The 25,393-nt window shown below is 38.0% G+C and carries 22 protein-coding genes; 2 read left to right on the top strand and 20 right to left on the bottom strand.

What is annotated here, in order from left to right; all coding sequences use genetic code 11:
• The first annotated feature begins 8 nt into the window (after nucleotides 1–8).
• Nucleotides 9–1,703: a methyl-accepting chemotaxis protein gene (locus B1B04_RS17435; RefSeq protein ID WP_079562678.1), complete on the top strand. Its 1,695-nt coding sequence runs from the start codon at nucleotides 9–11 to the stop codon at nucleotides 1,701–1,703.
• 91 nt (nucleotides 1,704–1,794) lie between these two features.
• Here B1B04_RS17435 and B1B04_RS17430 read toward each other — a convergent pair whose 3' ends face one another.
• From B1B04_RS17430 to B1B04_RS17415, 4 genes are all read right to left on the bottom strand, one after another.
• On the bottom strand, nucleotides 1,795–2,475 hold the full coding sequence (locus B1B04_RS17430) for a hypothetical protein (RefSeq protein ID WP_079562677.1): 681 nt from the start codon (nucleotides 2,473–2,475) through the stop codon (nucleotides 1,795–1,797).
• 86 nt (nucleotides 2,476–2,561) lie between these two features.
• Nucleotides 2,562–4,307, bottom strand: coding sequence for a methyl-accepting chemotaxis protein (locus tag B1B04_RS17425; RefSeq protein ID WP_079562676.1), 1,746 nt, complete (start codon nucleotides 4,305–4,307; stop codon nucleotides 2,562–2,564).
• Between the two features lie 449 nt (nucleotides 4,308–4,756).
• Nucleotides 4,757–4,954: a hypothetical protein gene (locus tag B1B04_RS17420; protein WP_079562675.1), complete on the bottom strand. Its 198-nt coding sequence runs from the start codon at nucleotides 4,952–4,954 to the stop codon at nucleotides 4,757–4,759.
• Between the two features lie 316 nt (nucleotides 4,955–5,270).
• Entirely contained in the window at nucleotides 5,271–5,765 is a 495-nt protein-coding gene (locus B1B04_RS17415) for a YehS family protein (RefSeq protein WP_079562674.1), read from the bottom strand.
• Between the two features lie 206 nt (nucleotides 5,766–5,971).
• Between B1B04_RS17415 and B1B04_RS17410 the strand changes: the two genes are divergently transcribed.
• A complete protein-coding gene (locus B1B04_RS17410; RefSeq protein WP_079562673.1) occupies nucleotides 5,972–6,169 on the top strand; it encodes an alpha/beta-type small acid-soluble spore protein in 198 nt (65 codons plus the stop codon).
• Nucleotides 6,170–6,258: 89 nt separating this feature from the next.
• On the opposite strand, the gene B1B04_RS17405 is transcribed toward B1B04_RS17410, so the two are convergent.
• The 16 genes from B1B04_RS17405 to B1B04_RS17330 form a co-directional block, all read right to left on the bottom strand.
• A complete protein-coding gene (locus tag B1B04_RS17405; RefSeq protein WP_079562672.1) occupies nucleotides 6,259–7,227 on the bottom strand; it encodes a tRNA dihydrouridine synthase in 969 nt (322 codons plus the stop codon).
• 191 nt (nucleotides 7,228–7,418) lie between these two features.
• The gene (gene rlmD / locus B1B04_RS17400) at nucleotides 7,419–8,783 is read right to left on the bottom strand and encodes a 23S rRNA (uracil(1939)-C(5))-methyltransferase RlmD (RefSeq protein ID WP_079562671.1); all 1,365 of its coding nucleotides are present in this window, start codon (nucleotides 8,781–8,783) and stop codon (nucleotides 7,419–7,421) included.
• Nucleotides 8,784–8,955: 172 nt separating this feature from the next.
• Nucleotides 8,956–9,078 (bottom strand): cytochrome bd oxidase small subunit CydS family protein, encoded by a 123-nt coding sequence (gene cydS / locus B1B04_RS26470; RefSeq protein ID WP_256469478.1) that lies wholly within the window; start codon nucleotides 9,076–9,078, stop codon nucleotides 8,956–8,958.
• Nucleotides 9,079–9,091: 13 nt separating this feature from the next.
• Nucleotides 9,092–10,117 (bottom strand): cytochrome d ubiquinol oxidase subunit II, encoded by a 1,026-nt coding sequence (locus B1B04_RS17395; protein ID WP_079562670.1) that lies wholly within the window; start codon nucleotides 10,115–10,117, stop codon nucleotides 9,092–9,094.
• Entirely contained in the window at nucleotides 10,114–11,460 is a 1,347-nt protein-coding gene (locus B1B04_RS17390; RefSeq protein ID WP_079562669.1) for a cytochrome ubiquinol oxidase subunit I, read from the bottom strand. The genes B1B04_RS17395 and B1B04_RS17390 overlap by 4 nt, the downstream gene beginning before the upstream one ends.
• Before the next feature lie 369 nt (nucleotides 11,461–11,829).
• Nucleotides 11,830–12,747: a diacylglycerol kinase gene (locus B1B04_RS17385; protein WP_079562668.1), complete on the bottom strand. Its 918-nt coding sequence runs from the start codon at nucleotides 12,745–12,747 to the stop codon at nucleotides 11,830–11,832.
• Nucleotides 12,748–12,872: 125 nt separating this feature from the next.
• Nucleotides 12,873–13,433, bottom strand: coding sequence for a thioredoxin family protein (locus B1B04_RS17380; protein WP_079562667.1), 561 nt, complete (start codon nucleotides 13,431–13,433; stop codon nucleotides 12,873–12,875).
• Nucleotides 13,434–13,713: 280 nt separating this feature from the next.
• The gene (gatB, locus tag B1B04_RS17375) at nucleotides 13,714–15,141 is read right to left on the bottom strand and encodes an Asp-tRNA(Asn)/Glu-tRNA(Gln) amidotransferase subunit GatB (RefSeq protein WP_079562666.1); all 1,428 of its coding nucleotides are present in this window, start codon (nucleotides 15,139–15,141) and stop codon (nucleotides 13,714–13,716) included.
• Nucleotide 15,142: 1 nt separating this feature from the next.
• Complete coding sequence (gene gatA / locus B1B04_RS17370) at nucleotides 15,143–16,606, bottom strand: Asp-tRNA(Asn)/Glu-tRNA(Gln) amidotransferase subunit GatA (RefSeq protein ID WP_079562665.1); 1,464 nt, start codon at nucleotides 16,604–16,606, stop codon at nucleotides 15,143–15,145.
• Between the two features lie 24 nt (nucleotides 16,607–16,630).
• Nucleotides 16,631–16,918: an Asp-tRNA(Asn)/Glu-tRNA(Gln) amidotransferase subunit GatC gene (gatC, locus tag B1B04_RS17365; RefSeq protein WP_010857153.1), complete on the bottom strand. Its 288-nt coding sequence runs from the start codon at nucleotides 16,916–16,918 to the stop codon at nucleotides 16,631–16,633.
• A gap of 410 nt (nucleotides 16,919–17,328) precedes the next feature.
• Nucleotides 17,329–18,462: a CamS family sex pheromone protein gene (locus B1B04_RS17360; RefSeq protein WP_079562664.1), complete on the bottom strand. Its 1,134-nt coding sequence runs from the start codon at nucleotides 18,460–18,462 to the stop codon at nucleotides 17,329–17,331.
• Nucleotides 18,463–18,746: 284 nt separating this feature from the next.
• Nucleotides 18,747–20,753, bottom strand: a complete 2,007-nt coding sequence (gene ligA, locus B1B04_RS17350; RefSeq protein ID WP_079562662.1) for an NAD-dependent DNA ligase LigA — start codon at nucleotides 20,751–20,753, stop codon at nucleotides 18,747–18,749.
• 14 nt (nucleotides 20,754–20,767) lie between these two features.
• The gene (pcrA, locus tag B1B04_RS17345) at nucleotides 20,768–23,020 is read right to left on the bottom strand and encodes a DNA helicase PcrA (protein ID WP_079562661.1); all 2,253 of its coding nucleotides are present in this window, start codon (nucleotides 23,018–23,020) and stop codon (nucleotides 20,768–20,770) included.
• A gap of 153 nt (nucleotides 23,021–23,173) precedes the next feature.
• The gene (gene pcrB, locus B1B04_RS17340; protein WP_079562660.1) at nucleotides 23,174–23,863 is read right to left on the bottom strand and encodes a heptaprenylglyceryl phosphate synthase; all 690 of its coding nucleotides are present in this window, start codon (nucleotides 23,861–23,863) and stop codon (nucleotides 23,174–23,176) included.
• A 110-nt stretch (nucleotides 23,864–23,973) separates the two neighbouring features.
• Nucleotides 23,974–24,294: a YerC/YecD family TrpR-related protein gene (locus B1B04_RS17335; RefSeq protein ID WP_004225717.1), complete on the bottom strand. Its 321-nt coding sequence runs from the start codon at nucleotides 24,292–24,294 to the stop codon at nucleotides 23,974–23,976.
• A gap of 15 nt (nucleotides 24,295–24,309) precedes the next feature.
• Complete coding sequence (locus tag B1B04_RS17330) at nucleotides 24,310–25,365, bottom strand: DUF3048 domain-containing protein (protein WP_079562659.1); 1,056 nt, start codon at nucleotides 25,363–25,365, stop codon at nucleotides 24,310–24,312.
• Nucleotides 25,366–25,393 lie beyond the last annotated feature (28 nt).

The raw sequence follows: 25,393 nt of genomic DNA, 5'->3' as shown, positions 1-25,393 counted from the left end.
GGGAAAAGATGAAGGGAATATATCAGTTTAAAACACTTAAAGCCCGAATTTTAAGTGCATTTCTTTTTTTGATTGTATTAGTTGTTGGTTTTACAGCCTATACGTACATTTCTAATAATAAGATGGAAAAACAAGCAGAAGGTTTAGTGAAAGAAGATTTACAAGTCTTAACAGCAAGTAAAGATTTAGCAATGTCTATGAGTGTTCGTCTCTCTGCAGCTTTAAGTTATGTTGTATCAGGTGATGAAAAATACATAGAAACTTTTAATGAATATCGTAAAATTGCTGAGGAAAGTAATAGTATTGTAGAAAAATACGAAAATACACCTGAACGTGTGGCACTAGTAGAAATGGCACGTACATGGAGCAATCGCGTAAATGCCGAAGTATTCGATGTTTATAAAAAAGGGGATAAAGAATTAGCATTAAAAAATTTAACAGCTATCAATAATCTCGTAACCGATGTTCGTCTTGGTTATGAAGAATTGGCCGATAAACGCTCAGTCGCCATTACTAAGGTAGGGGATGACGTAGTATCAACAGGTTTAAGCAATAAAACAGTTGGGCTAATTGTTAGCATTGTATTGACAGTCGCAGGTATCCTAATCGCTATTGTTACTGCTAGCAATATTTCTAAACCTATTACAATTGTCTCAAAGCGCATGAGCGAATTAGCGGATGGTAATCTGCAACATGAACTACTTCCAGTAACTCATCGAGATGAGATTGGTCAATTAATGCTTTCCGCAAATAATATGAATGAAAAGTTAAAGCAAACAATTAGCTCCATTCATACTGTTTCCGAAACAGTAGCAGCTAGTAGCGAAGAACTGGCCCAATCGGCTAATGAAGTACAATCAGGTACAGAGCAAATTACCGTAACTATGCAGGAGCTAGCCTCTGGCACTGAAACACAAGCATCTACTGCAGGTGATTTAGCCGAAACAATGACTTCTTTCCAACGTAGTATTCATGAAACAACACAGGAAGGCATTGAATTAAAAGCGCATTCCAATCTTGTACAAGAACTAACAACTACAGGTAAAGGCTTAATGGTACAATCAACACAACAAATGACAACCATTAATGAAATTGTTTTAGATTCAGTGAAAAAAGTTGAAGGCTTAAATGTGCAGTCTGCGGAAATTTCCAAGCTTGTTTCTGTCATTGATGATATTTCAAATCAAACAAATTTACTAGCCTTAAACGCTGCCATTGAAGCAGCTCGCGCAGGTGAGCACGGAAAAGGTTTTGCAGTTGTAGCCGATGAAGTTCGGAAGCTTGCAGAAGAAGTACAGTATTCTGTCACGGATATTTCAACAATCGTCAACCGAATACAAGGTGAAACTGGCAATGTAACAACCGCTCTACAATCCGGCTACGAGGAAGTAAAAAGAGGAACCGTACAACTAAATCAAACAAATGAAACATTTGAACAAATTTCGGAAGCTGTTGAGGAAATGATTCTTAACATAAATACCATTTCAAGCAATTTAAATAAAGTTGCTCAAAATTCCGAATCCATCAATGTCTCCATCGATGAAATGGCTTCTATTTCACAAGAGTCTGCAGCTGGTGTAGAACAAACAACAGCAACTGTAGAGGAAACAGCTGCTACTATGGAGGAAATTTCAAGGGGTGCAAATCATCTCGCTAGTATGGCCGAAGAACTAAATAGCCAATTACAGCAATTTAAAATTTAAGGTTCAAGGTGGTACCTGATCACTTCGGGGCGATTCTACTTAAAACAGCTATCTCGACATTACGGTCGAGATAGCTGTTTTCACCTTAATACTAATGCCTAACTGGTACCCTTTCCAGCTCATAACGATTGATTATCACGCTGATCTTCTGAAACCATTCCTCACATTGCTCCAGCACTTCTTGATACTCATCCTCTTCTCTTGATAGAGGCTCACTGTTATCCATAAAAACATATTCTAAAATGGGGTAAGATAAATTATCAGTTACAATTTTCAACGTCAACGAAGACATAGTGTCAGACTCAGAGTCCTCGTCATCTAATTCCTCTTCTTCTATATCCGTATCTTCGCCAAGTAATAAACCACTTATGAAGTTATTGCTCGTCCTAGCAATGTACATGTCGTCCTCTACTATAGCTACTTCATATATTTTTTCGAATGGAATTTCTTTTTTTATCAAATCCTCTTCTAAATCTTCTCTACTTGCTAGGATAAGTGTATTTGTAGGTTCATTTAATAATAAAGCACTTAAACAATCATTTGAGATGATGCACTGTGTATGAGGGATAGCCATAAGCTCCTCCTCACTCGCCTCTTTCATTTCATTTAATGTATTAATATAGATAAATCGTTCTTTCACATACCGAAAAATCCCTGCTATTACTAGCCCTAAGCCAATTACAAAATATACCTTACTAAATATAGCCGTTTCGACTGAGTTTGCTAGTAATATATAGATCATCCCAAGAAATAAAATAAAAAAGGTTTTCATCCATCTCCCACCCTCAAAAAGATAATCGATAGGATTATTTCATCCATATTAATTGAAATTTTATTCTAACGATTATCTTTTCATTCTTAATTTCTATAGGAATTATTTGTGCTGCTAGCATCCACATCAAACTTTGAAACGGATTTTTCAAGTTCCTCGGCCATTTTGTTCAGTTTTAAAACAGAATGGAGGATATCTTGATTGTAGCTTTCTTGTTCCATCGTTAGCTCTACAACACTTTCTGTTGCCTTTGCAGCCTTATTCGCAAGCATCGTTGTTTCCACAACTCCTGCTGTAATCTCCTCAGAAAATGCAGACATCTCTTCTGAGGTTACCGAAACTTGTTTTGTATGAGATACTACGCCCTGAATAGATTGGAGAATACTTTCGAATGATTTTCCGGCTTCTTCTACAGCACGTAAACCGTCTTCTACATTTTCAGTGACAACATTCATAGTTTGCACGGTTAAGCTTGTATCCGTATTTATTTTAGAAATCAAGTTTGATATGCTATTCGCCGATTTTTCTGATTGCTCCGCTAGCTTCCTTACTTCTTCAGCTACTACGGCAAAGCCCTTTCCAGATTCACCAGCTCTAGCTGCTTCGATCGCAGCATTTAATGCAAGTAGATTCGTTTGTGAAGCAATATCACGAATCATATTTATAATAAGTGATACTTCATTTGATTGACTCTCTAGTTTTTTTATGGCATTTTCGGATAATTGAACGGATTCATTAATAATATTCATTTGATGAACTACTTTTTCAATATTTCCATTTCCAAGCTCTACATTTTGTAAGCTAATAGATGATAATTGAGATACATTTGAAGAAGCCTCGGCAATTTGTTGAATCCCCTGCGACATTTGCTCTAATGTAGCTGAGCTTTCCTCTGAGTTTTTATACTGTGCATGTGCGCCAGCCGATACTTCCTGGATGGAGGCTGAAATATGACTAATTGCTTCATGTGCCTTTTCACTACTTTTTGCTACTCCGTTCGTCGTATCGATTAACTGCTTAGAGCCAGAATTGATTCCAATTATAATATTTTGCAGGTCCAACACCATTTGTTGGAATGCATTTGTTAAAACACCAATTTCATCTTTTCGATCTGTTTCTATTTTTACCGTTAAATCACCATTACCAACTTGCTTTACTTGTGATGTTAATTTTCTTATTGGCTTCGTTAAATAATCTGTAAAGAAATAAACAATGCCGATTCCTACTATTAATACTATTAGCGTAATCAATATAATTTTCATTTGACTCGCATTCATGGCCGCATAGACTTCTGTGGCATCTATATCTGCCCCTACTAAGCCTATAACTTCACCAGCATCATTTTTTATCGGTGCATAGATGGCAAGTACAGCGCCGTATTGTGAATCATTTGATAACTGAAATTGTATTTGCCCTGTTTCAAATACTTGCTTCATTTTAGGATAAGATTCTGGTGATTCCTCCTCAACCCCAATCGTTGAATCCTCACTCGGTACACTATCTACCATATAATAGTAGTCATATCCCTCACCATTTTTTATCCGAGTCATCGAATATAAACTAGATACTTTATGAAGCTCTTTAACAGAGCTTAATTCTTTTTGTAATTCATAATAAAAGTCATCTTTTTTTGCATCAATTTCTAATTTTTGATAGCCTTTAACATCTATCTTTGAGATTGCTTGATCCATCATATTTTTATTTTGCTCACCAACTGTCTCTTTCACCAGCTCCAATGACGAACGATAAATAAAAAAGCTAATCAGTAAACACGAAACAACAAGTAAAATAGAAAATACCATTAACATTTTAATTTTTAAGCTACTTCTCATCGTTGAACTCCTTTAAACTTTTTTTCTATGTGAATGCTTACTGTAAAATTTTAAATTTTAGTAGCAATAAATTTTACAATATTTCCCCTACTCCAATGTTGGTATTTTCGAAACATTCGAATTTACTTGCTAAAACTAGCTAGAATTGGTCATTTTTGAGTATTATTTTCTGCATAAAAAAAACACAAGAGCATGAAATTTCCATACTTTCGTGTCAGCTTGTCGACATAAAAATAACTATAAAATAATGTAAATCAATAAGCAAAGATTGATTTCTACTCCGAGTTAACGCTTTCCACGCAAGATAATCCTGCAGAAGTCTACGCATTGCTTTCGCTACAAAAGACATTTCCTTAAAAAAGTTAAAACAGCTACAACAAAATATTGTAGCTGTTACTATAAATTAAAATAATCAATTACCCCTAAATGATTATTCATATTAAAAATACTTATCCGTTTAGTGTCATAACTAAAACTGCCGGTATAAATGACACAGCAAACATACTCGCATACCACATCGATGTACGGCGTAATGAAAAACGAACTTGTTTCTTTTCTGCATAAAAAATGTCTATCATAATTGCAGCAACAACAAGTGGGATAGTAACACATGCGATAGCAACTAATAAAATTTTTAAACTGAACATAAAAGCACCCCTCTGTTCGTGAACATTTATTTTCCATCTTTGTGACAACTTTATGTCAATTTCAGTGTACACAATTCCGTCACAAAATGTCAACTACATTCGACTAAGAAAAATGTGCTTTTTGCAGAAAATTTTCGACTTATCATAGATATTTACGTAAAAACCTTCATAAATAAAGCAGCTGCAAAATTGCAGCTGCTTTATTTATGAGTAATTCATTGGCTATTCACTTGAATTTCCACTTGACTAAAATCAATAGAACGTTCCAGACTTCACGCTTCTTTTTAATCAATAATATATTTTAGTTCGAGCCATTTTAGTCTCTATATTTATATGTTAACCCTCTTAAAAAATTCCTTACAAAGCGATCGCCACATTCTTTATAGTTACGATGGCTTGGATTTCTTAAAATGGCACCTAATTCGCCTTTCGAGACGTTAACGCCACCATCATATAAAATATCGAGCATCTCCTCACTCGTTAAGGCTAACGCTATCTTCACTTTCTTTAATAGCATATTATTAGGACTTTCTTTTCCTGAAACAGGGGGTGGTCCTTCTGGCTGACCAGATTTAGGCTTTTGCGGACCTCGTTTAAATGTAATAAATCCATTTAAAAAAGCCTCTACCATTTTATTATTACATTTGATGTATTCTTCTGGTGCTTCTTCCTCATCATTTACTTTAATAAGCATGTTCAATACTTCTTCCTTCGTAAAGTCCATACCGCCTAGCTTAAAAATTTCAACCATATCTTTATTTTTGATATCTAATGCATATCTTAAACGAATTAAAATATCATTGTTCGTCATTTAAAAAACCTCCATTTTAACTGTAAAGCGCTTCTAACAATCGTATCTTCAAGATTGTAGCATTACTTTATTATAGCAGAGACATTCACAATTTTAGCTAGCTTTCCAAAAGTTACTTTACTATAGTATTTAGAATGCGCATTTTACTTTTTTAAATGTATGATTAGCCAACTCTCGACCATTCTAATCACAAGGAGGTGAGAAAAATGGCTAATCGTAGTTCAAATAAACTTCTAGTTCCTGGTGTACATGAAGCTGTTACTCAATTGAAGTATGAAATCGCACAAGAATTTAATGTACAATTAGGGCCAGAAGCCTCTTCTCGTGCAAACGGTTCAGTCGGAGGAGAAATTACAAAACGCCTCGTAGAAATGGCTGAAAAACGTTCAAAAGGTTTATTATAATAATAAATATCAAAAAGAACGAATCCCTTTTATTTTATTGGAATTCGTTCTTTCATGTTTTTGCTATTACATCATTCTACCCGTCCATCTCAATCAACATTGTTTGATTCGAAGTTATCAAGCAATGTACGCACTTCATCTGTTGATTTCGTGTTCATCAATTGATTTCTTAATTCACCAGCTCCACGGAATCCTTTGACATAAATTTTGAAAAAGCGATGAAGCCCAGAGATTGAACGTGGTAGTACTTCCGCATATTGATCTTGAAGATCCAGCTGCAGTCTTAAAAGATCAAGGTACTCTTTACTGCTATGCTCTTTTGGCTCTTTTTCAAAAGCAAAAGGATTTTTAAAAATACCTCGCCCGATCATAACACCATCAATACCATATTGTTCAGCAAGCTTCAGCCCAGTTTGACGGTCAGGAATGTCTCCATTGATTGTTAGTAGTGTATTTGGTGCGATACGGTCACGTAATTTTTTGATTTCCGGAATTAGCTCCCAATGTGCATCTACTTGGCTCATTTCCTTTCTTGTACGTAAATGAATAGAAAGGTTCGCAATATCCTGTTGTAAAATATGCGTCAGCCACTCCTCCCACTCATTTACCTCTTTAAAGCCAAGTCGTGTCTTCACGCTGACAGGTAGCCCTCCTGCTTTTGCTGCTTGAATAAGCTCGGCCGCAACGTCTGGACGCAGAATAAGGCCACTGCCTTTCCCTCTCGATGCCACATTCGGGACAGGACAGCCCATATTAATATCGATGCCTTTAAAACCTAGCTCCGCCACGCCAATACTCATTTGACGGAAATATTCGGGATTATCCCCCCAAATATGCGCCACCATTGGCTGTTCATCTTCTGTAAAAATCAAACGGCCACGCACACTTTTCATGCCCTCTGGATGACAATAGCTATCTGAGTTTGTAAACTCTGTGAAAAATACGTCCGGTTTACCGGCTTCACTTACTACATGACGAAAAACAACATCCGTCACATCTTCCATTGGTGCAAGTACAAAAAATGGTCGTGGTAAATCACGCCAAAAATTATCTATCATTTCAAACTCAATTCCTCTCAATATGGATACAACTTTAAGCTCTCGATCAAAAAAATATGAAGCAAATGTTCCACTTCTTTTTACACTTATATCATGCTCAATAACTGATTATCAAACACAAAAATCGGCAATGTTTATTTTAACGAAAAAAGCAGATGGTATAGATTTTTTCTATATCAACTGCTTTTCTATTATACTAACTCCAACCAAGCGACCGCTTCACAATGCGTCGAATGCGGGAACATATCCACAGGTTGAATCTCCTGTGTTTGATAACCCCCATCCTCCAAAATTCGAAGGTCACGTGCTAGTGTAGCTGGATTACAGGACACATAAACAACACGCTTAGGACGTTGCACTAAAATCGTCTGAAGAAGCGCCTCATCACAGCCTTTGCGTGGTGGGTCAACTACTAAAACATCCGCTTCTTTGCCTTCCTTATACCAACGTGGAATGACTTCTTCTGCTGGCCCGGCCTCGAAATACGTATTTGTAAACCCATTTAGTGCTGCATTGCGTTTTGCATCTTCAATCGCTTGCGGGACAATTTCAACACCCATAACAGCCTTTGCTTGTTGTGCAAGGAATAGTGAAATTGTGCCGATACCACAGTAAGCATCGATTACTCGTTCATCACCTTGTAAGTTAGCGTAGTCTAATGCTTGTTTGTATAGAACTTCCGTTTGCTCAGGGTTTACTTGATAAAATGAACGGGCTGATATTTCAAAGCGAACATCGCCAATTGTATCAATAATAACGTCCTTGCCCCACAGGTTTACGGTTTCATCACCGAAAATAACGTTCGTTTTGTCGCTATTAACGTTTTGCATAATAGATGTGACATTCGGGACAAGCTTCTGGATTGTCGCAACAGCAGCATCTTTTTGCGGGAATTTTTTCTTTTTAGTTACGAGAACAACCATCACTTCACCAGTTGCTCGTGCCTTACGAACAACTACGTGGCGCAGCATTCCCTCATGCGATAATTCGTTGTATGGTCGAACACCGATTGCCGCTAGTTCCTTTTTCAAACCTGCAAGAATAGCGTCCGCTTCTCCTGTCTGAATTAAGCATCGCTCCATATCCACAATGCTATGAGACTTCGTTTTGTAGAAACCAGCAATTGCTTGTCCTGCTTCATTTGAGGAGAAAGGTATTTGCGCTTTATTACGATAATGCCAAGGTTCTTCCATGCCCTTCACTGGTAGAACAGGCGCATCAATTTTACCAATGCGCTGCATGACATTACGCACCATGTTTTCTTTCCATTTTAACTGTCCTTCATAAGACAGGTGCTGTAATTGGCAGCCGCCACATTGTTTAAAATATTCACAAGGCGCATCAACACGATCTGATGATGGTTCGAGTATTTCTACGACCTTTGCGAAGCCGTAGTTTTTTAACGTTTTTACAACATGTACTTCCGCCGTTTCACTAGGAAGTGCACCTTGGATAAATAACGGATAGCCATCAACCTTTGCGACGCCATTTCCATCATGTGTTAAATCTTCTATATAAACTGTTAGTCGGTCATTCTTTTTCACGGGTGCTGACATTCGTACATCCTCCATTTCAATCTCTATATTGTAGCATGTTGAGGCGGATGAAAAAAGAACTTGGCTTCATATTGACGGCTCAAATGTTTTCAGCGACTGATCAGGTTAGACAAGATTGGGAACCGCTCTCTCTTCAAACTGATCACCTTTCCACGAGTAGAAAAAAGAGCCGCTATTCGCGACTCTTCCCCTCTTTCCTTACTGTATGGTAATCTCTAGGTGCCCACCAGAAAGCAGCGACTACACCTAGGATGACGACTATAAATGGTGCATAAAAAATCAAAAAACTTGTCATAGTTGTATCCCTCCTATGCGTGATTGTCTTCTTTTCCTGTCACATAATTTTTGTTGAAAAGGAATAGCTTCAACAACAAGAACAGTGATGGAATAAGCAGACATAGTCCCAAAACAAACGCAATGACGAGCGCAATTGCCATTTGTGTACTTGTAAAGCTATCGTAAATTGTTAAATATGGATACAGTAAATATGGGTATTGGGCAATTCCATATGCAAAGAATGCCACTGTAAATTGGGCAATCAATAAACTAACCGCTAGACCATAATTTTTTCGCATCCATATTAACACTACAGTAATAATAAACAGCACCGCAGAAATGGCAAACATCCACCATAAATTAACCATGTTATTGTAACTTTCAGGGTTAATGAATTTCATTTCGTACATAATGCCGAGCGCACTCACCATTAATGGTATCGCCCAAGCAAGCGCGTATTTTCGCATTAAATTTGTAGCTTCTCGATCCTTTGCTTTATGTGCATACCAAGTTAAAAACACGGCTGAAATATAAAGTACCGCTGCAATGCTCAGCACGACAATACTCCAAGCAAACGGACTCGTATACAACTTCCAATAATTCAAGACCGGTTGCCCATCAATAAGATCAACATAGCCGCCCGCAGCAATCGCGAATACAACAGAGAGTGAGGCAGGAATGAGTAATCCTGCTATACCATATGTCAACGTGTAACCAATATGCCCACGTGCGCCATATGATTCAAATGCATAGTAGGAGCCTCGTATTGCAAGAAGCACTAGCGAAATACTAACTGGAACAAGTAAAATCGTTCCATAATAGAAAGCTGTTTGTGGGAAAAATCCAACAATCCCAACAAAAAAGAATACTAAAAAGACATTCGTTACTTCCCAAACTGGTGATAAATAACGTTTAATAATATTCGTTAAAATGTGATTTTTTCCGATGAGTAGGCTGTAGGCATTAAAAAAGCCTGCACCAAAATCGATTGAAGCTACAATGACATAACCAAATAGGAAAATCCATAAAACTGAAATACCTAAAATCTCTAATGTCATAAGATGTCACCGCCTTTTTCATCATGGCGATCTTCTATTTCACGCTCAATTGGATTCTTTTTGAACATGCGAACCAACACTACGATACTTCCTACTGCTAATACCGCATATACACCAGTAAACAATAGCATCATTAAGTCTACATGATCACTCGTTGTGGCCCCTTCTGGTGTTCGCATTAATCCATATAAGATCCAAGGCTGTCGTCCCACTTCGGCAAGCCACCATCCTGCTTCAATTGCAATAATGGAAAGTGGTCCACCTGCAACAACAATCCATCTAAACCAACGTCTATGAATAAACTGCCAATCACGTGCTTTCCCGGTTACATAAAGCAATGAAACGAGTGCCATGAACATGCCAATAAACACCATGAGGTCAAACAGATAATGAATATACAGCGGTGGTCGATCTTCTTTAGCAAATTGATCTAAACCAATTACCTCTGCATTTGGATTATTATGTGCTAAAACACTTAAAGCATAAGGTACTTTAATAGCATATTTTACTTCTTCACCATCTAATACACCCAATAGTATAAGAGAAGCTTTATCTCCCGTTTCAAAGTGCCACTCAGCTGCAGCTAATTTTTCTGGTTGATATTCAGCTAAATATTTTCCTGAAAAGTCTCCAATAATCGCTGCTGCAATAGAGAAAATCAGACCAATCTTCATAAGTAGGTATAAAGATTTTTTATGGTATACATGCTTAGAACCTCTAAGTAGACGGTATCCTGCAATGGATGCTAACACAAATGCGGCCGTCATGTAGGCTGTAACGAGTACATGTGCTACCTTTGTCGGCATCGCTGGATTAAACATCGCTAAAAAAGGTTGAATATTTACAAGCTGTCCGTCCACAATGTCAAATCCTTGTGGTGCATTCATAAACGCATTGACAATTGTAATAAACACAGCTGACATTGATGCACCTACAGCAACCGGAATTAATAGTAGCATATGCTTTTTCTGACTATCGAAGCGATCCCAAGTATATAAGTAGATGCCTAGGAAGATGGCTTCAAAGAAAAAGGCAAACGTTTCCAAGAAAAGTGGTAATGCAATCGTTTGGCCAGCAAGCTGCATAAAATTCGGCCATAGTAAAGACAACTGTAAGCCAATTGCTGTCCCTGTTACAACTCCGACGGCAACTGTTATAACAAAGCCGCGCGCCCAACGTCTTGCCATTAAAATATAGTGCTCATCATTCTTTTTATACCCAGTCCATTGTGCGATCATAATCATTAATGGGACACCAACCCCAATCGTTGCATAAATAATATGGAACGATAAAGTTAGCTCCGTTAATGCTCTACTCCAAAAGACTGCTGATTCATTCACCATTTCATTGCCCCCCTAACCTCCAAATATTCTTCCAAGTATGGAAAGTAGCATGATAATTGCAACACCAAAGCTTAGCCAAATGAGCTTTCTTTCCTGTGACTTATACAACGGCAACACTCCCTTTCCCTTATCCATACCCCCATTTTCCACTATTGCAACGAAAAAAACCTTTATAATGGACCGGAATTTCGGCCTATTATAAAGGTTTCAAATTTTGTTCAAGTATTATACTCACATTTGCCAAACATTTTTCTTAATTCATTCACAATACCATTTAAAGGATGGGCATATACGCATATGTGGTGTTTAATCCATTAATACCCATAACAAAAGGATTTCTTTTAACTTCAATAGAACTATTTTTTATGTTTATTGTACACGGTCTTCTTCACGAATATCTGCTAGTGGGACAAAAATTTCAATATGACGCTTTAAGTTTTCAAATGTTGCAGGCGCGTCACCACCATATTCACCATCTAAGTTTAAATGAATTTCATCTTCAGTAGATACTTTGACGACACTTGCTTTTTTATAAATTACACGATCATCATTTAAATGCTCGCCTCTTAATGCCATTGCAGCAAGCTGAATAAATTCAGGCAGGTTTACTTTTTTCAATACGATTAAAGTAAAGTAGCCATCATTAATACTTGCGTCTGGTGCAAGCTTTTCAAAGCCTCCCACCGAATTTGTTAAGCCACATAAAAACATCATGGCATCCCCATCAAACACTTCGCCATCGTATTCAATACGCATGTGAGAAGCTTTAATCGATGGGATCATTTCCACTGCTTTTAAGTAGTAAGCTAACTGCCCTAGCATTGTTTTCATTTTACTTGGCACTTCATAAGTTAATTCTGTAATACGTCCGCCAGCAGCAATATTGATGAAATAGCGTTCCCCATTTAATAAACCAACATCTACTGGTAACGATTCACCTTTAATAATAATGTCAACGGCAGCTTCAATATTTCGAGGAATGTGCACGGCACGGGCAAAGTCATTCGTTGTACCCATCGGAATTAGACCTACTTTCGGCCGGTTCTCAAATGGACTTACACCTGCAACAACTTCATTTAATGTGCCATCTCCACCAACTGCAATAATTATATCAAAGCCACGTTCTACTGCATTTTTTGCAGCAATGGTCGCATCGCCTTCACAGGTTGTTGCGTGACAAGATGTCTCATAGCCTGCTACCTCTAATTTTGCCAATACTTCTGGTAGATGCTTTTTAAACACTTCACGCCCAGATGTAGGATTATAAATGATTCTTGCTCGTTTCATAACATACCTTCCTGCTTCATAAGATTCTATTTCTTTCAACGAATTATTCTTTTAAATGTTGCATTGAAGTCAACAAGAGCAAGGCATGTCCTCTTTTTTCTGACATGCAGCCTTGTGATTTACAATTATTGCAATGCAGCTGTTACTTGCTTTTTAAAATCCTCGTAAACATATGTCCAATATGATTTATTCGTCATATTCTCTTCACGAATTTCTGCATATAGCGCTTTTTGTGCATCTTCAAATGTAGGATCTTCTTTATCAGGTAAAGTAGCTCGTTTACTTACTACTAATTCCTGTAATTCTGGTGCTCGTGGTCCCCATTTTCCTACAACCTGACCAGCATCATCTAATAGAATATAAACCGGAATTGCACGGCCACCGTTTGTTAAATAACGATCAATCAAATCTGTATCCGCATCACGTAATACTGCGCGCATGTCTAGTTCTGCTGCCTCTGCAACTCGGCGAATGATTGGATTGTTTAACATTGCGTCCCCGCACCAGTCCTCAGTAATTGTTAAAATTTTTAGTTGATTGTTCTTCAATAGTTCGATAAAGCCATCGTTTATTGGCACTTCGAAACCATCATAAATACGGAAGCTTTCCTCTTTTAATGTCGTCATATGATCCATATATTGTTGAATTGAAATCGCATCATTGAAATATTGTTGTTCCGTTTTCATTGATAGACCTCCTAAAGTTTTATCATGTTCTTCTATATTTTGCTATGAATACTCCATTTAGACAACTATAAAGTGCTAATTTGGTATTTTTTAGTTCTTTTCTCCATAATTTCGAGTTTATTTCCGTTCCTGCTGAGCTTTTAAATCTCCCAGCCTCTACTCAAAAAAAGCCTTTTTATTGTTATAGATGCCCCTAAAGATTCTTTAGTATGTATTAATTTTTATTTATAAAAGGCCAAGAAAGCAAATTTGCTCTCTTGACCTTCCGTTGCAATTACAATTAACGTTTTGCAATTTCTTGTTGTAATAATTTATTGACCATAGGTGGGTTCGCTTGACCTTTAGTTGCTTTCATAATTTGACCAACTAAGAAGCCGATAGCGCGATCCTTACCGTTTTTGAAGTCTTCGATCGATTGTGCATTGTTGTCTAGAACTTCTGTAACGATAGCAAGTAATGCACCTTCATCAGAAATTTGAACTAAACCTTTTGCTTTAACGATTTCTCCAGCAGAACCGCCATTTTCTACTAATTCAGCAAATACCTTTTTACCGATTTTAGAAGAAATTGTACCGTCAGTGATTAATTTCACCATTTCCGCAAGGTTTTCTGGCGTTAATGCAGTATCTTTAAGGTCTTTTTGTTCTGCATTTAAGTATGCAGAAACATCACCCATAAGCCAGTTTGCTGAAAGTTTTGCATCCGCATCTTTAGCTACCATCGCCTCGAAGAAGTCTGAGATTTCTTTTGAAATAACAAGAACTCCTGCATCATATGGCGTTAAGCCTAATTCTTCAACATAGCGTTTTTTACGAGCATCTGGAAGCTCTGGAATTTCTGATTTTACTCGCTCTAACCATTCATCATCGATTGATAGGCGAACTAAATCTGGCTCTGGGAAGTAACGATAATCGTCTGTTCCTTCTTTTACACGCATAAGAATTGTTTTACCTGTTTTTTCATCGAAACGGCGAGTCTCTTGCTCAATTACCCCACCTGAAAGAAGGACATCAGCTTGGCGTAATTCCTCGTGCTCTAAACCACGGCGAACATAGTTGAAAGAGTTAAGGTTTTTAAGCTCTGTTTTTGTACCAAATTCTTCTCGACCATATGGACGAAGTGAAATGTTGGCGTCACAACGAAGTGAACCTTCTTCCATTTTACAGTCCGATACATCTGAATATTGGATGATTGATTTTATTTTTTCAAGATACGCATACGCTTCGTTTGGCGTGCGAATATCTGGCTCAGAAACGATTTCTACAAGTGGTGTACCTTGACGGTTAAAGTCAACTAAAGAGTGGTCTCCACTGTGAGACAGTTTACCAGCATCTTCTTCCATATGAAGACGTGTAATACCAATACGTTTTGTATAACCATCTACTTCAATATCAACCCAGCCGTTTTTACCGATTGGTTTATCGAATTGAGAAATTTGATAAGCTTTCGGATTATCAGGATAGAAGTAGTTTTTACGGTCAAATTTTGTTTCTTGTTCGATTTCCATGTTTAGTGCAAGTGCTGCACGCATTGCGAAATCTACAACATTTTTATTAAGTACAGGTAGGACCCCAGGATAGCCTAGGTCGATAACTGTAGTATTTGTATTTGGTTCAGCACCGAAGTGAGCTGGTGCTGGTGAGAAGATTTTTGAGTTCGTTTTTAACTCAACGTGTACTTCTAAACCAATGACTGTTTCAAAGTTCATGTTATTTTCCCTCCCAAATTTGAGGAACTTGTTTATGGAACTCCGTTGCTTGTTCAAAAGCATGAGCTACACGGTAAATTGTTGCTTCATCGAAATATTTACCGATAATTTGTAAGCCTAGTGGTAGACCATTTTCAATTCCACATGGGATTGAGATGGCTGGTACACCAGCTAAGTTCATAGGAATCGTTAAAATATCATTTGCATACATCGTCATTGGATCATCAACGTTTTCACCAATTTTAAATGCTGGTGTAGGAGAAGTTGGTCCAATGATTACGTCAAAGTCTTCGAATACTTTGTCGTAGTCTGCTTTGATAAGTGTACGTGCTTGTTGAGCTTTTTTATAGTAAGCATCATACGTACCTGCACTTAGCGAGTAAGTACCAAGCATGATACGACGTTTTACTTCATCGCCAAAGCCTTGTGCACGTGTTTCTTTATAAAGGTCCATCAAATTATCAACGTTTTCTGCACGGAAACCATAACGGATACCGTCAAAACGAGAAAGGTTAGAAGACGCTTCAGAAGAAGAAAGAATATAGTATGCTGCAAGTGCATATTTCGAGTGAGGAAGTGATACTTCTTCTACTGTAGCACCTAGGCCTTTTAATACTTCTAATGCATCAAGCACTGATTGACGTGCTGCTTCGCCAACACCTTCACCAAGGAATTCTTTTGGCACAGCGATACGTAAACCTTTTACGTCACCAGTAAGTGCTGCTGCGTAGTTTGGTACTTCTACGTCTGCAGAAGTTGAATCGTTTGCATCTAATCCTGCGATTGCTTCAAGTAAAAGAGCATTGTCTTCAACATTACGTGTAATTGGTCCGATTTGATCTAAAGAAGATGCAAATGCAACTAGACCAAAACGAGATACACGGCCATATGTAGGCTTCATTCCTACAACACCGCAATAAGCAGCTGGTTGACGGATTGAACCACCTGTATCAGAACCAAGTGAGAATGGTACTTCACCTGCTGCAACTGCTGCTGCAGATGCACCTGAAGATCCACCTGGTACGTGGTTTAAGTTCCATGGATTTTTTGTTGTTTTATAGTATGAGTTTTCATTTGAAGAACCCATTGCAAACTCGTCCATGTTTAATTTACCGATAGTGACCATACCTGCGTCACGTAGCTTTTTAACTACTGTTGCATCGTAAATTGGCATAAAGCCTTCTAAAATTTTAGAAGCACAAGTTGTTTCTAAGCCTTCTGTCACGATGTTGTCTTTAACACCGATAGGAAGACCGAAAAGTGGTCCACGCTCTTCAAATGGCACTTTATCCATTTCAGCTGCTTGTGCAGTTGCTTTTTCTTCGTTTGAAGCAAGGAAAGCTTGTACATCGCCGTCAAGCTTCGCCACACGTTCGAATGCTTCTTTTGTTAAATCAGCGATTGTTAAGTTACCCGCTTTAATATCAGCTTGTAGCTCCTTCGCTGAACGTTCAAATAACGTCATGAGGAATCCTCCTATGTTTTAGTATTACATGATAGCTGGTACTTTTACTTGACCATCTTCTTGTTCTTTTACGTTTAACATCATTACTTCACGGTCTAAACCTTTTGTTGCCACATCTTCACGCATTACGTTTACTAGTGGTAAAACGTGAGTTGTTGGTTCAACATTCGTTGTATCTAACTCGTTTAGTTGCTCTGCGAAGTCAGTAATTTTACCAAGCTGTTCAGCAAATTTCTCTGCTTCCTCTTCCGTAATTGCAAGACGTGCTAAGTTTGCCACGTGCTTAACTTCTTCTTTTGTTAATTTTGCCATTTTTCACACCTCCGAATACTCATTCAATTCATTGCTTTTGTCGATAACAATAGGGTTGAATAAAGTTAACCATGCAAATAATCATAACATTTTTCATATTAAAAATCACAACTTTCACCAAAAATAAAGAAACTTTCACTACTATGACGAAGTGTCGTCTTTATGGACTGTTTTTAGAGTCCTCCATTAAGACTTTGCTCTTTGTGAGCGGAGCATCGATCGCGTTGTTGTGCTTTCTTATGTATCCGTCACTTTGAGGAGTCTATCCATTTTTGCTTTTCTATCCATCATTTCGGTGAGGTTTTCCTTCACTTCGGGGAGCTTTCCGTCGTTCCAAGGATTCTTTCCGTCGCTTTCAACTCATATTCATCCCATAAAAAAATATAGTCAGCACAAGGCTGACTATATTTCTAATAGATATGGACGTATGGTTCTTTTTCGTTGGCATTCTTTACGATCAATGCCTCTGGACCGTTAATTGAGGTGATACTTACTTCAACATGAATATTATCAAATTGTTTGATCAGGACACCTGTTAAATATTGAGTGAATCCAATAATTTCAGGTTTACTAAAGAATTGGATGGGCACTTCAATCGATAATTTTTGAATTTTTTTGTTTTGGTAGAAGCCTGTTCCTACTACACTAGTATAGTTTGAAAAATACTTATCTACATCTTGTTTAAAATTCTCAAAGTTTTTGCTGTCATCACGGTATACATCCTGTGATTCACTCGTTGGGAACAGAATATATTCTTCATCCACAGCTTTCCAATCAGATACTTCGTTTTGTCCAGCTTTAGCTACGCCATAGTTAAAATATGTTCCTGGAACAATATCATTGCGCGCTTTTTGTTTAAATAAGCCTACTACTATCGGTACATCTTTCAATTCATCACGGGTTCTTAGACGAGACACAATTTCTGAGGCCATCTTCTTCCCTTGCTCAATCAGTTCTGCCTCCGAAATTGGTTTCTCATAGTATTCCCCATACTTTTCTTTTTGATAGTAATAAATAGAGTTTAAGGCAAGTCCTATCGAAATACCACTTAATTTTACTTTGTTATCACTAGTTTTTGTTAAATAATTTTGCTCAACAATATGTGATAAATAGATTGGAGCCTTTTCTGCACGTTCCTCTGCAGGCATTGAGTCCGTCGTCGGAGGATTTAAGCCGTCTTTCTCTTGTGAACTTCGGGCAAGCCAATTTTCCACTGTATTTTCCGCTAAATATTGCCCCTCTTGGAAGAAATAGTTTTCTGTGTCAAACTCATTTTGAGAAAGACGCATTAAACCTGTTTCAACTTCCTTCATATCATATTTTGTATAAATATTCGAAACTACTAATCCCCTACTAGCACTTTGTTTATAGGGTGTTAGCGTTCTATAATATGATTTATCAATCTGTAAGCTTGGAATAATTGTTGTTTCCGCTTTTTCCTGTTGCGTCTCCTGTGTTAGCTCTGTCTCCTTCTTATCAGAAGGCACACAGCCGACTAGCATTGCAGCAGCGATAATTGCTGGAATGAGTCGAAATGACTTCATTATTTTAGTACTCCTTTACTGATGTTCAGATTTTGCTTGACGAATTGTTCGTACCTATCTGTGGAAAGGACGAACAATTCATCTTTCTTTACTATAATATTTAGATCATCACCATAACGTGTGATTGATTTCCGTTCCAACTGGGCGCTTTGTAGCTGCCGCTTTGCTTTCGCTACAGAGCAAAGCTTCCTGGTGACGTCCAGTCTCCACTCCAATCAATTTATAAAGTATGCATTTAAACAAATGCCATCCTCAACTTTTGGTGATGAACCTGATAGTATCCATTATTGGGCAAGGTTAAATTGTTCGATCAGGCGATCTTCATTCCAAACTTCAATACCTAACTGCTCGGCTTTTGTTAGTTTAGAACCCGCATCTGCTCCTGCAATAACAAGATCAGTTTTTTTGCTGACACTGCCTGTAACAATACCACCTAACTCTTCTATTTTCGCCTTTGCTTCGTTACGTGTCAATTGCTCAAGTTTACCAGTTAATACGATTGTTTTTCCTGCAAGAGGATTATCCCCTACAGCTACCTCTACCTTTTTACCTTTATACTTCATATTGACGCCTACTTCAGCAAGGCGCCCGATGACTGCACGTGCATCCTCATTTAAAAAATACTCGACAAGTGATGAAGCCATTTTATCGCCGATTTCGTAAATCGCCACGAGTTGCTCCTCTGTTGCTACCATCACCGCTTCCATTGTTCCAAACTCCTCTGAAACAATTTTCGCAGCCTTTTCACCAACATGTCGTATTCCTAATCCAATTAGTAAACGCTCCATCGAATTTTCCTTAGAAGCCTGGATAGCATTGACTAAATTCGCCGCTGATTTTTCTCCCATACGCTCAAGCTCGACAAGCTGTTTCTCCGTTAAGTGATACAAATCAGAGACATCATGAATTAAATCTGCACGTAATAATTGTTCAACGACCTTATCACCAAGTCCGTCGATATTCATCGCATTACGCGATACAAAATATTTAATGCTCTCCGCGATTTGTGCAAAACATGCTGGATTTACACAACGTAAGGCCACTTCCCCTTCAATACGAATAAGTTCGCTATCACAAACAGGACAATTTTCAGGCATTACATACGGAACTGAGTCCTCAGGTCGCTGCTCCAGTATTACACCGACAACTTGTGGAATAATGTCTCCGGCTTTTCGGATAATGACTGTATCCCCTAGACGAATATCTTTATCACGAATTAAATCCTCATTGTGTAATGATGCACGTTGAACCGTCGTACCTGCCACTTGAACAGGCGATAAAATAGCAGTTGGTGTAACAACCCCTGTTCGCCCAACCGTTAAATCAATATCAAGTAATGTTGTGACTACTTCCTCAGCAGGGAATTTATAAGCAATTGCCCAACGTGGACTCTTTGCTGTATAACCTAGCTCATCCTGCTGGGCATAACGATCCACCTTAATGACAATACCGTCAATTTCATAGGCTAAATTCGGACGGTTTTCAGTCCATTTTTCGATAAATGCTAGTACCTCTTCTATCGTTGAACAGCGTTGACGCTCTTTGTTTGATGGGAAACCTAGTCCCTCTAAATAATCAAGCATCTCTGCATGACCGTCAATACCATATGCCTCACCATCTCCCCCAATTGCATAAATAAAGGTAGATAGTTGACGACTCGCTGCTATTTTAGGATCTAACTGGCGTAAAGAGCCTGCAGCCGCATTTCTCGGATTTGCAAACAATTCTTCTCCATTTTCAGCACGTAGAGAATTCAATTTTTCAAATGATTTTTTAGGCATATACGCCTCACCACGTACTTCAATTGTAAGTGGCTCCTTCAATCGAAGTGGTATTGCTCGAATCGTTTTTAAATTTGCTGTAATATCTTCCCCTACAACACCGTCTCCTCGTGTTGCTCCTTGTACAAAAACGCCGTTTTCGTATTTTAAAGAAATAGCAAGACCATCGATTTTCAGCTCGCAAACATAGGAGAATTTATCACCGATTGCTTGACGCACTTTACGGTCAAATTCACGTAAGTCTTCTTCATTAAAAGCGTTTGATAGACTTAGCATAGGGTAATCGTGCGTCACTTTTTTAAAGCCTTCTACCACCGCTCCACCAACACGTTGTGTCGGTGAATCTGGATAAATAAGTGACGGATTTGCTTCCTCTAATGCAATAAGTTCATGTAATAATTGATCGTAAACACTATCTGCTACGACAGGTTTATCCAATACATAATAGGCATGACCATATTCATGTAACAATTTATTTAATTCAACAACGCGCTGTTCAATTTCGTTCATTTAAGTTCCCCCGGTTACCCTTTTTCAATAGGTGCAAATTGCGCTAGTAATCGCTTAATACCAATAGGTTGTGGAAAGGCAATATCTAGCTCTGTACTATCACCCTCACCTTTTACACTAACAACCATACCTGTTCCCCATTTTTTATGGATTGCTTTGTCTCCAGCCTTCCAGCCAAATTGGTCTCCACCAGTTGTTTGTAAACGAGCTGTTGCAGGCTGTGTTTTCTGAATTGCTCCAAGTGAACGCTTTTGATAGCCACCTGCTGAACGATTGCTAGAGGCAAACGGAACTTCAGGCTTCGCACCACCCTTGGAAACCGATTGTGTAATATCCTCCGAAATTTCACCTAAGAAACGCGAGACATTGTTATAGCTAGAACGACCAAATATCGTACGACTTTGTGCACTCGTTAAATATAAACGTTCTTCTGCACGTGTTATACCTACGTACGCTAAACGACGTTCTTCCTCCATTTCATCCATATCATCAAGTGAACGAGAATGCGGGAAGATATTTTCCTCCATTCCAATGATAAAGACGATTGGGAATTCTAAGCCCTTTGCGGCATGCATTGTCATTAAAATAATATTGCCCTTCGATGCATCATCTTTATCAAGTGCATCTATATCTGCAATTAGCGCTAAATCTGTTAAAAAGGCAACTAAGCTCTTATCATCACTACGCTCCTCGAAAGCCTTTGTTACAGATAAAAATTCTTCAATGTTTTCTAAGCGGCTTTCTGCTTCAATCGTCTTTTCGTTTTGTAGCATTGCACGATAACCAGATTTGTCAATGACCTGCTCTACAATTTCTGTCACCGATAAATATTCTTGCATCTCTGTAAAACCTTTAATCATCGCATAAAATTGCTCAGCTGAATTAGCAGCCTTCCCTGTAAGCCCCATGAATACAAGATCATTCATGGCATCAAAAATTGAGCGCTCTTGATCAATCGCATAGCGCGCCATTTTTTCAAAGGAAGTTGCACCTATACTACGCTTTGGTTCATTAATAATACGAGCAAGTGATAAATCATCATCATTATTGGCAATAAGACGCAAGTAGGCAAGTAAATCCTTAATCTCTTTACGATCATAGAACTTAGTACCACCAACTATTTGATAAGCCATATTAGACTTAACAAGCACTTCCTCCATCACACGAGACTGCGCATTTGTACGATAGAGTATTGCAAAGTCATCAAATGAACGATTTTCTTTTTGAATATGTTGTTGGATTGTTTGTACAACGAATTGTGCTTCCTCTTGCTCGTTATACGCTTTGTACAATACGATTTTTTCACCCTCTGCATTTTCTGTACGCAGTTCTTTTGGATAACGTGTTGTATTATTTTGAATGACGTCATTTGCTGCTTGTAGGATGCGTTTTGTGGAGCGATAATTTTGCTCAAGCATAATGACCTTAGCACTTGGGTAATCCTTTTCGAATGAAAGAATATTGCCAATGTCCGCACCACGCCAACGATAAATCGATTGGTCTGAATCACCGACAACACAAATATTTTTAAATTTCTTGGCAAGCATCTGAACAAGTAAATATTGAGATTTATTCGTATCTTGATATTCGTCTACATGGATATATTGGAATTTATTTTGATAGTATTCAAGCACTTCTGGTACACGCTTGAATAATGTAATAGTCGTCATAATTAAATCATCAAAATCGAGTGATTGATTGCGGCGTAGTCTTTTTTCATACCCTTTATAAACTCGGGCGATTGTTTTTTCGTAAGGATTATTTTCATTGATTTGACCTGCATAATCGTCCGCAGCTATACATTCGTTTTTTGCCGAACTAATCGCATTTAAAATCGCACGAGGTTCAAAACGTTTCGTGTCAATATTTTCATCCTTCATAACATTTTTAACAACTGATAGCTGATCAGTGGAATCTAAAATTGAAAAGTTACGTGATATCCCTAGCTGATCAATATTGCGTCGTAAAATTCGCACACACATGGAGTGGAAAGTCGATACCCACATACTATCGCCAGTTCCATTACCGAGAATGCCATCTATACGCTCTCGCATTTCACGTGCAGCTTTATTTGTAAATGTGATAGCTAAAATCTTTGACGGATATATCTCTTTTTCGATGATTAGGTATGCAATACGATGTGTCAATACACGTGTTTTCCCTGATCCAGCACCCGCCATAATTAGAAGCGGTCCTTCAGTTGTTTTGACCGCATTTTCCTGCTCAGTGTTCATACCTGCTAATAAGTTTTTCGTTAACTGCTCCATTTCGCACCGCCTTACAAACGTTTATTTATCAATTATGCCTCGGCATAATTGCGTCCGGAATCGGCTTTGTGCTTTCACAAAGCACTCCTTTTCGATTCCGTGACATCCGCCGGAGGCTTTAACTTCTTTCAGCAACCTGCTGAAAAAGTTAAATTATATATTATTTTTTACAGCCTTAACAGTCGCAAGTGCAGCTTTTAAATCTTCGTAAATAATATTACCAACTACTACTGTATCTGCATATTTTGCCATCTCTGCTGCTTGCTTAGCAGATGTAATGCCGCCACCGTAAAACAGTCGTGTATTTTTCAGTTCATTTTTAACAGCACTTACAACTTCAATATCACCATAAGTACCGCTATACTCTACATAAAATACAGGTAATCTAAAGAAATTTTCAGCCATACGTGCGTAGGCAACAACATCATCAATGGATAGATCGGTTTTCGCCTTCGTTACTTCCGCTACTTTACAAGTCGGGTTTAAAATACAATAACCTTCAGCTACTAATTCATCCCATACCATAATATCTCCATATTCTTTAATTGCTTCATGGTGTAGATTTTTAATCCACTTTGGATCATCACTATTTAACACGGTTGGAATGAAATAATAGTCATAACCTGGTGTTACCGAATCAATATTAGAAATTTCAAGCGCTATCGGTACTTCAAAGCGTCTTACACGAACAAGCAAATCTAATACGCCATCTAAAGTTACATTGTCTGTTCCGCCAACTATAATAACATCTGTCCCTGATTCGCAAATTCTTTCTAGTGCCTCATCTGAAATATCCTTAGCTGGGTCAAGCTTGAACACATGTCTCCATTCTAAATAATCCATCTATTTTACCACCTATCATTTTCTATCTATTCGTTTACAAGTATAGCTTATGACTGTCTACAAAAAAATGAAAAAGACTGAGCAGAACCTCTACCCAGCCTCTTTACCTACTATTCTTTTGGTGCTTGAAATGGCTTTTCATCTGGATACAAACGACCTAACATTTCATCATATGTATCGTTCCCATAATCAAAGCAACGACGTACACGCGAAATAGTTGCTGTACTTGCACCTGTTTCCTTTTTAATGGATTCGTACGTTTTCTTTAAACGTAGTAAATGCGCAACCTCAAAGCGTTGTGCCAACGATTGAATTTCACTAATCGTACATAAATCATCAAAAAACTTATAACATTCTTCGATGTCTTTCAGCTCTAACACTGCTTTAAATAATTGATCTGTTTGATGCCCACGAATTTTTTCGATTTGCATGCAATCTTCCTCCCTTTAAGGCTGCGTTTTCACCATTGCTTTTAACCCTGGTGAAGTTGGTATGAAGTGAACCCAAGATTTCCCTGGTACTAGCTTCACAAGTTCCCCAGACTCTTCTACAGCCATTGGTATTCCATCAATATTAGCCCATTTGACTTCTCTCATATAGCCATTTTGAAATACATACGCATTTCCACCAGAAGTTAAATCAATTTCTTGGCGCCCCTCATTATCAATCGTCCGATGTTTCATTTCAAAAAATAGAACATTTGCAATAGATAATGTGTCACCTGTTAACATATCCTTTGTGTCAACGCCAGCCGATTGTCGTCCATAACGATTATTTTGATGATCATACAAATACGAATTATGGAAATACTCACTATTTCCGTAGGTAACGTCAACTCGACTTGTTTCAATGCCTATTTTACCACGTTCATCGGGTTCATAAAAAGCCTGACTTACTTTTTCACGGTAACTCATTGAAGCGCCTACTTTTTTCGCCCCATCTACTATATTTTCAGACGTAATATACGAGTTATGCGGAGCAACACGATCTTTCGAACGTTTAAAAAGTGCGCCATCATATTCCATGCCATTTATATTGTCGACTACATCATTAGTAAGCATCGATTTTGCCTCAGGGCTATAGCCATGTGCTACATAAAATGCATCAAAGCCTTTTGCAAGATCAATAAAATAAGATCGAGCACTTCGAACTGGCCCTACAGTTTCTGGAAGTTCACTTTGATACACTGCTAATAAACGCGTAACATCGCCTTCAGCTAGCATTTCATAAATAATATCCGCCGCTTCAATTCCTGATTGCGGACGTGCTTTCGGATGATTATTAATTGTAACCATAATTGGGCGTTGCGTAATTTCTTCCTTCACAGCTTCACCTGTTAATGGAGCAAACTTATCCCCCTGTTGAGCAGGATCTTCCATAACAGTTTCTTCATCAACCTTGTTCGTATCGTCTTCCTTTACTTCCGACGAATCTTTAGAACATCCTCCTATCAACAAAGTACTAAAAGCCATTGCGATAAATAGTTTCTTCGATTTGAACACAAGCATTACTCTCCTTTAATCAATTACA

It is taken from the genome of Lysinibacillus sp. KCTC 33748 (assembly GCF_002237755.1).
GTDB lineage: Bacteria > Bacillota > Bacilli > Bacillales_A > Planococcaceae > Lysinibacillus.
This window is presented reverse-complemented; position numbering and strand designations above follow the sequence as displayed.

What these genes read in the sequence shown, in the direction of transcription:
- B1B04_RS17435 (WP_079562678.1), top strand. Translation starts at nt 9, where the DNA reads ATGAAGGGAATATATCAGTTTAAAACACTTAAAGCCCGAATTTTAAGT.
- B1B04_RS17430 (WP_079562677.1), bottom strand. Translation starts at nt 2,475, where the DNA reads ATGAAAACCTTTTTTATTTTATTTCTTGGGATGATCTATATATTACTA.
- B1B04_RS17425 (WP_079562676.1), bottom strand. Translation starts at nt 4,307, where the DNA reads ATGAGAAGTAGCTTAAAAATTAAAATGTTAATGGTATTTTCTATTTTA.
- B1B04_RS17420 (WP_079562675.1), bottom strand. Translation starts at nt 4,954, where the DNA reads ATGTTCAGTTTAAAAATTTTATTAGTTGCTATCGCATGTGTTACTATC.
- B1B04_RS17415 (WP_079562674.1), bottom strand. Translation starts at nt 5,765, where the DNA reads ATGACGAACAATGATATTTTAATTCGTTTAAGATATGCATTAGATATC.
- B1B04_RS17410 (WP_079562673.1), top strand. Translation starts at nt 5,972, where the DNA reads ATGGCTAATCGTAGTTCAAATAAACTTCTAGTTCCTGGTGTACATGAA.
- B1B04_RS17405 (WP_079562672.1), bottom strand. Translation starts at nt 7,227, where the DNA reads ATGATAGATAATTTTTGGCGTGATTTACCACGACCATTTTTTGTACTT.
- rlmD (WP_079562671.1), bottom strand. Translation starts at nt 8,783, where the DNA reads ATGTCAGCACCCGTGAAAAAGAATGACCGACTAACAGTTTATATAGAA.
- cydS (WP_256469478.1), bottom strand. Translation starts at nt 9,078, where the DNA reads ATGACAAGTTTTTTGATTTTTTATGCACCATTTATAGTCGTCATCCTA.
- B1B04_RS17395 (WP_079562670.1), bottom strand. Translation starts at nt 10,117, where the DNA reads ATGACATTAGAGATTTTAGGTATTTCAGTTTTATGGATTTTCCTATTT.
- B1B04_RS17390 (WP_079562669.1), bottom strand. Translation starts at nt 11,460, where the DNA reads ATGGTGAATGAATCAGCAGTCTTTTGGAGTAGAGCATTAACGGAGCTA.
- B1B04_RS17385 (WP_079562668.1), bottom strand. Translation starts at nt 12,747, where the DNA reads ATGAAACGAGCAAGAATCATTTATAATCCTACATCTGGGCGTGAAGTG.
- B1B04_RS17380 (WP_079562667.1), bottom strand. Translation starts at nt 13,433, where the DNA reads ATGAAAACGGAACAACAATATTTCAATGATGCGATTTCAATTCAACAA.
- gatB (WP_079562666.1), bottom strand. Translation starts at nt 15,141, where the DNA reads ATGAACTTTGAAACAGTCATTGGTTTAGAAGTACACGTTGAGTTAAAA.
- gatA (WP_079562665.1), bottom strand. Translation starts at nt 16,606, where the DNA reads ATGACGTTATTTGAACGTTCAGCGAAGGAGCTACAAGCTGATATTAAA.
- gatC (WP_010857153.1), bottom strand. Translation starts at nt 16,918, where the DNA reads ATGGCAAAATTAACAAAAGAAGAAGTTAAGCACGTGGCAAACTTAGCA.
- B1B04_RS17360 (WP_079562664.1), bottom strand. Translation starts at nt 18,462, where the DNA reads ATGAAGTCATTTCGACTCATTCCAGCAATTATCGCTGCTGCAATGCTA.
- ligA (WP_079562662.1), bottom strand. Translation starts at nt 20,753, where the DNA reads ATGAACGAAATTGAACAGCGCGTTGTTGAATTAAATAAATTGTTACAT.
- pcrA (WP_079562661.1), bottom strand. Translation starts at nt 23,020, where the DNA reads ATGGAGCAGTTAACGAAAAACTTATTAGCAGGTATGAACACTGAGCAG.
- pcrB (WP_079562660.1), bottom strand. Translation starts at nt 23,863, where the DNA reads ATGGATTATTTAGAATGGAGACATGTGTTCAAGCTTGACCCAGCTAAG.
- B1B04_RS17335 (WP_004225717.1), bottom strand. Translation starts at nt 24,294, where the DNA reads ATGCAAATCGAAAAAATTCGTGGGCATCAAACAGATCAATTATTTAAA.